Source organism: Sphingomonas bacterium (genome assembly GCF_903643065.1).
In the GTDB taxonomy this organism is placed as follows: domain Bacteria; phylum Pseudomonadota; class Alphaproteobacteria; order Sphingomonadales; family Sphingomonadaceae; genus Sphingomonas.
Genome location: NZ_CAHJWX010000133.1, coordinates 1 through 6101 on the forward strand (window position 1 = coordinate 1; position 6101 = coordinate 6101).

The 6101-nt window shown below is 70.5% G+C and carries 6 protein-coding genes; 2 read left to right on the plus strand and 4 right to left on the minus strand.

Annotated features, from left to right (window positions below):
- Together HUU95_RS06185 and HUU95_RS06190 are read left to right on the plus strand one after the other, a co-directional pair.
- On the plus strand, positions 1-652 hold a 652-nt coding region (locus tag HUU95_RS06185; RefSeq protein WP_217429784.1), incomplete at its 5' end, for a hypothetical protein.
- 68 nt (positions 653-720) lie between these two features.
- Positions 721-1782: a hypothetical protein gene (locus HUU95_RS06190; RefSeq protein ID WP_174279316.1), complete on the plus strand. Its 1062-nt coding sequence runs from the start codon at positions 721-723 to the stop codon at positions 1780-1782.
- Between the two features lie 181 nt (positions 1783-1963).
- Here HUU95_RS06190 and HUU95_RS06195 read toward each other — a convergent pair whose 3' ends face one another.
- The 4 genes from HUU95_RS06195 to HUU95_RS06210 form a co-directional block, all read right to left on the minus strand.
- Positions 1964-2755 (minus strand): CpsD/CapB family tyrosine-protein kinase, encoded by a 792-nt coding sequence (locus HUU95_RS06195; RefSeq protein ID WP_174279317.1) that lies wholly within the window; start codon positions 2753-2755, stop codon positions 1964-1966.
- Positions 2756-2783: 28 nt separating this feature from the next.
- Positions 2784-4235: a Wzz/FepE/Etk N-terminal domain-containing protein gene (locus HUU95_RS06200; protein ID WP_254602652.1), complete on the minus strand. Its 1452-nt coding sequence runs from the start codon at positions 4233-4235 to the stop codon at positions 2784-2786.
- Positions 4232-5530 carry a hypothetical protein gene (locus HUU95_RS06205; RefSeq protein WP_174279318.1) on the minus strand — a complete coding sequence of 433 codons (1299 nt, stop codon included), beginning with the start codon at positions 5528-5530 and terminating at the stop codon, positions 4232-4234. Before HUU95_RS06205 ends, HUU95_RS06200 begins: the two co-directional genes overlap by 4 nt.
- A partial coding sequence (locus HUU95_RS06210) for a polysaccharide biosynthesis/export family protein (protein WP_254602653.1) occupies positions 5527-6101 on the minus strand: 575 nt, incomplete at its 5' end. The genes HUU95_RS06210 and HUU95_RS06205, both read right to left, overlap by 4 nt.

The following is a 6101-nucleotide window of genomic DNA, read 5'->3' on the forward strand; positions in this document are numbered from 1 at the left end:
GCGGGTCGCGGCCGCGCTGGCGGGATCGCGCCCGCCGGGCTGGCTCGACGTCGACAGCGGCGGCGGCGAGGCGCCGGACGCGATGGCGCTTGGCCGTCTGGTAAGGGCTCATCGACTCGGCGTCCGGGTCGTCCGGCTGTGTGCATCGGCCTGTGCGCATTTCGTGCTGCCGGCGGGCACGCGGCGCCAGGTCGCGCCGGGCGCTTTGGTGTTGTTCCACAGCACGGTTACCCTGCGCTGGCGCCTGCACGATATCGCGCATACGGTCGGTGCCGGTCTCTTCGCGGGCGTCGCCGCAGACGAGGCCGCGTTCTGGCGCGTGCTAGGCATACCCGGCGATCCCGCCGCCTGGGACCAAGGCGCGCTGCAGCCCACCTGCCTGATCGACGATCCGCGCCGCCCGCTATTCGATCCGAACCGCTACGGCATCGTGGCCCGTGTCGACGCCTATGCCGTATCGCGCTCATTGATCGAGCATTTCGTAGGCCCGATCGAGGGATACTGGCCGGCGGATGAGGCGGCAATGCGGCGCGATCTCGCCGCGCTCCCCGTCGCGCGGACGGTACGGGTGGCATGGCTCGATCGAGCGCCGCTACTGGTACCAACGCCTTACCTGCCGCGATGCCAGGCCGGCTGGGCACAGGCCGGCTGAACAACTGCGTGTTGCTAGTCTAAAACACCGCTGTTACAGCCGTTCAACATAGCAAGGGAGACCGGGCCATGTACGCCGAATCCGACATCGACCTCGCCGTGGAGGGCGGCGCGATCAGCGCCGAGGCGGCTGCCGCGTTGCGCGCGCATGTCGCCGCGTCGCGTCACGCGCCGGCGGTGGATGAGGAGCAGTTCCGGTTGCTGACCGGGTTCAACGACATCTTCGTCTCGATCGCGGGCATGCTGCTGCTGGCGGCGCTCGCGGGGATCGGCGCGGCGATCGCGCATGTACTCGCGCCGGCGCTGGTCGCGGGCGCGGCCTGGGGGCTGGCCGAGTATTTCACGCGCCGGCGCCGCATGGCGCTGCCGTCGATCCTTCTGCTGCTCGCCTTTGTCGGCGGCGTCGCGGCGACGTTCGGGATCGCTGTCGCCGACACGGCGGTGGGCGATTGGATCCAGTCCTTCCACGGGCAGAACAGCCAGGCGGCGATCGCCAGCCTGATCGCCGCCGCGATCGGCTTGCTGACCGCGCTCGCCGCCTATGCGCATTGGCGCCGCTTCCACGTGCCGATCACGGTCGCCGCCGGTGCGGTGAGCGTTGTCGCGGTGGCGCTGTCGCTGATCGCCGGGCTCGTCCCGGCCGCGCGCGACGCGATCATCCCGCTCATCCTCGCGGCCGGGCTCGTGATGTTCGCCTCCGCGATGCGCTGGGACCTGTCCGATCGTGAGCGCCGGACGCAGCGCTCGGATGTCGCCTTCTGGCTTCACCTCGCCGCCGCGCCGATGATCGCGCACGCGCTGTTTCACCTGTTGGGCGTGTTCGACGGCGACATGTCGGCGGCCAAGGCGGTGGTCGTGCTCGCGCTGTATGTCGCCTTCGCGGTCGTGGCGCTGGCGGTGGATCGTCGCGCGCTGCTGGTCTCCAGCCTCGCCTATGTCCTCTACGCGCTGTACGCGCTGTTCACGCAGGCCGGCGCGGTGGAGCTGTCGGCCGCGTTCACCGGGCTGGTGATCGGCTCGGCGCTGCTGCTGCTGTCTGCCTTCTGGCAGTCGGTGCGTCAGCGGATCGTGTTGGCGCTGGGCGGCGGATTGGCGGAGCGCCTGCCGCCGGTGCACCTTCGACTGGCGTGAGCGTCGCCCGCGGCTTGATGGCTTGCACGATATCGCTCGCCCGGCTTCGTCCCCTGACGCTCGGAACAGACCTGGAGCGAAGCCCGGCACGTATAGCGATTGACTTGCCGTCCGGCCCGCCTCCTGACGGCAGGCCGGACAGTCACGCGGCCCTCCCCTTTATCCTCCCGCGCGCCGCCGATCAGCTGTAATAGGCGTCGTATTTGCCCTGGCTATGATAGCCGAACCCGTAATCCTCGGTGCCGATCACGCCGTTGTACCGGTTCAGCACGGTGCCGATGCACGGCACCGGCGCCAGCAGCTTGATCGCGTCGCGCACCTGGCGCGCGGTGGTCCTGCCTTCCTCCACCACGAGCAGGAACGCGTCCAGCTGCTGCAACGCGATGGAGGCATCGTCGTTGGCGAACGCCGGCGGCAGGTCGCAGATGCACAGATGCTGATCGGACAATTGCACCATCGCCTCGGTGAGCGCGCGCGCGCGCTTGCCGGCCAACAGCTCGGCGGACGAGCCCTCGGTCAGGGGCACGCTCGGGTAGATCACCAGGTTGCTGCCGGTGACGGCGCGCGCGACCGGGCCCAGCGTCTCGATGCGGCCATCCAGATAGGACTCCAGCCCCACCTGCTCGGTCAGGCCATATTGCGTGGCCACCGATCCGCGCCGCAGGTCCAGGTCGAACAGCAGGGTGCGCTGGTCGGGCACGCGCGACAGCGACGCGGACAGGTTGGAGGCGATGAACGTCTTGCCCACGGCCGGGGTGGCGGAGGTGATGCCGAGCCGCTTCCAGCCCTGCGCCTTCATCTCCTTGATCACCTGCGCGCGCAGCAGGTTGAAGGGACGCGAGCGACGGTCGCGGCTGTTGAAGCCGAACACGCCACGGCGCACGACATTGACCAGCTCGATCCACTCGACCGGGCCGGCGAGCGGTCCGGCGAGCGCGACGGCGAGCGGGCGGGCCGCGGTCGCGGCCTCCATCTGAGTGTCCACTGCTTTCTACTCCGTCTCAGCTGGCCATCGCCGGCCGGCGGCTCCGGACCGGTTGGCGGCGGAACAGCCGCGCGAACCGGCCCTGGCGCGGGTTGAGGACCGGCACCACCGCCAGCGGCGGCTCGCCCAGCAGCTGCGTCAGTTGCGCGGCGCTGCGGATGGGACGCTGGAGCAGCTCGATCAACAGCACCAGCGCGAGCCCGAGGGCCAGTCCGCCGACGATGCCGCCGACGATCAGCACCGGCCGATTGGGGGAAGTCGGATGGTCGGGCGTCACCGGCGGTTCGATCAGCGTCAGCCGCTCGGCGCGCTGCTCGTCGGTCAGCTTGGACACCGACCGCGCGTTGAGCAGGCTGGAGGACACCTTGGCCAGGTTGGCGCGGATCATGTCGGCCTGGGCCTGCAGCTGCTGTTCCTGCTGCGCGGCGGCCGGCCCCCGGGCCTGCGCCGCCGCCATGGTCGAGATGCGGGACTGTTCGGCGGCGCGCTGCCGGTTCAGGTCGCCGATGGCGGCGTTGTTGGCGGCGATCTGCTGGCGGACGGCGGTGGACACGTTGCGGTTGGAGATGCCGCCGGCCGAGGCGCGCGCGATCTCCAGCCGCTTGCGGGCGAGCTGGACGTCTGGGTGGCTGTCCGAATAGGTCGCCTGCGCCGCGGTCAGCGCGGCCTCCGCCGAGACGACGTTGGGATCGCGATCGACGGCCGTGCTCGCCTGGCCGGCGAGCTGCGCATTCTCCCGCTGCAGGGTCGAGATCTGTCCGGCATAGTCGATGCCCGCGCCGCCCGACATCATGATCGCCCCCGCAGAGGACAGCGCGGTGCCGTTGGCGCCCGCGACCTCCCGCATGCGGTTCTCGATCTGCGTCACCTGCGCCTGCAGCCCGGATTCCTGGTCCTGCAGGTAGTTGACGTTGCTCTGCGCGCTCTGCTGGGTCTGGGTCGCGTCGAGCTTGAGCAGCCGGTCCACGAACGTCTGGGCGACGAGCTGCGCCGGACCCGGCTGCGGATAGTCGAAGGTCAGCTGGAACGCGACGGAGCCGGTGCTGCCGCCCGCCGGCGCGCTCTGGATATCGGCATTGACCGCGCTGATGTCCGTCGCCTTGCGCATGCGGTCCACCAGCACGGACAGCGGCTGCGCCCGGCGCGACGCGTTGTACAGGTCGTTGGCCTGGATCAGCTCCACCAGGTCCGGACGGCTGAGGATCTGCTGGCGGATGCGCGCCATGCGGCGGTCGATCGGGTCGACCTGTCCGGGCGTGGCGTCCGGCGAGTCCTTCGATTCGACCAGCAGGGTGGCGCGCGCCTGGTAGGTGCGCGGCAACAGGAACGCCGCCGCCGCGGCCACCACCGTCAGCAGCACCGCGGGGATGATCAGCAGCCAGCGGCGCTGCCACAGGATCACCGGCAGGCTGGCGAGCAGCCCCGGCGCCTCGATGTCCTCGCCCGTTCCGTCATAGCCGACGCTCAACGCCTGTCTCCAAGCCGATAGGACAGGCCCACCTGTCCGCCAAAGTCCTTCGGGCGGCCGGCCTCGCTCTGCCCGAGCAGCTGACGATAGCTGGTCGAGGCGACGAAGCGCAGCCGCTCGGCCAGGCGCCGGTCATAGCCGGCCGTCGCCTGCGCATATTCGGTCTGCAACGGCAGCGCGCCCGCGATCAGCCGCGCCCGGTCTCCGCCCACCCGACTATAGCTGCCGCCCAGCGACACGTTGCTGCGCCCGTCGAGCCGCTTGGCCCAGGTAAAGCCGGCGCTGGTCACATATTGCGAACCCTCCAGCCCGGTCGGGGACACCTGTCGCGCCGCCTGGACGCAGAAGGTGGAGAGCGGTCCGCGCCGGCACAGGTTGAGATTGCCCGACAGCGAGGTGCTGCGCGTCGACCCGATCCCGCCGCCGTCGATGAACGACACGCCGACCGCGCCGTCGACCGTCCACACGTCGCTGATCCGGCCCGTTCCGGTCGCCTCGACCGAATAGGCGCGCGTGTCGCCCTGCGGCGGGCGGTAATGATAGTCGGAGGCCGTCCCGCGCAACCCGACGCTGAACTGGTCCGACACCCGGCGCGAATAGCCGGCGGACGCGCCATAGGCCTCGTAATCGCCGGCGCGCAGGTTCTGGTAGCGGGTCACTTCGCCATAGCCGCCCAGCGTCAGCGAGTCGCGGGCCGACAGGCTCACCCCGACATCGCCGCTGAGCCGCCCGAGCACGCGCCGGTTGCGCAGGCCGTAGAGGCCGATATCGGTGAACGACGTCAGCGCGGTGACCGGGATGATCGGCAGCAGCGTGGTCGTCCCGCCCGCCCCCGCGCCGCCGGCCACCGCCGCGCCGGAGGAGGCGCCGACCAGGGCGCCGATCGGCGAGGTGCCCGCCACGATCGGCTGATAGCCGTTGAAGGACCCGAGCACCGCGTCCGACGCATCCAGCCGCAGATGGCTGGTGACGCGCTCGCTCGACTGGAGCCGATAGTCGATCGCGCCCGAATAGCTGTCGTTGCGGCCATAACGGCGCAGATATTGCTGGAGGTTGACGTCGCCGGACAAGCTCAGCGTGCTGCGCGCCGTCAACAGGTCGATGCGCGGCGCCAAGTCGACCGTGACCACCGCGCTGCCCGTGTCGTCGCCCAGGACCGCGAACGGATTGTTCGAATAGCCGGCGGTGACGGACGCATCGGCGCTGGTCCGGGTCTCGGTCTGTGCCCAGGCGGGGGCGGCGCAGGCGGCGAGGCCGCCGGCGGCGAGGCGCACGGCCCGATGCAGCCGCCTCATGGCACGATCACCGTGTCGCCGCTCTCGATCTGCGGCAGGCCGGTCAGGTCGCGGTCGCTGGGATTGCCCTTGAGCACGTCCGACAGGCGCACCCTGACCACCGACAGGCCCTCGCCCACCCCGTTGCCCGACTTGCGCAGGATGCGGACGTTGCTCATGTCGGCGAACTCGGCCGGGCCGCCCGCCAGCGCAAGCGCCTCCAGCACATTGACATAGCGGCCGGTGGTGAACGCGCCAGGCGACTTCACCTTGCCCACGATCGAGAATTGCATCCCGATCGCGTTCTTCACCGAGACGGTGACCTGCGGCACCGTGTCGCGGTAGCGCGGCTTCAGCCCGGTGACGATCTCTTCCTCGACGTCGCGCGGCAGCTTGTTGAGCGCGCTCACCTGGCCGACGAGCGGGAACGAGATGGTGCCGTCCGGCAGCACCTTGATGTCGCGGCTGAGGCGTTCCTCGCCCCAGACATAGATTTCCAGCTCGTCGCCCGGGTTGATCCGATAGGGGCGCGCCGCCGCGCCTTGCTGCCCCGCCGCGGCCTGACGCCCGGCCTGCGCCGTCGCGGGCCCCG

Coding starts and splice junctions, on each gene's coding strand:
- HUU95_RS06205 (WP_174279318.1), bottom strand. CDS start 5,530: ATGAGGCGGCTGCATCGGGCCGTGCGCCTCGCCGCCGGCGGCCTCGCC.
- HUU95_RS06190 (WP_174279316.1), top strand. CDS start 721: ATGTACGCCGAATCCGACATCGACCTCGCCGTGGAGGGCGGCGCGATC.
- HUU95_RS06195 (WP_174279317.1), bottom strand. CDS start 2,755: ATGGAGGCCGCGACCGCGGCCCGCCCGCTCGCCGTCGCGCTCGCCGGA.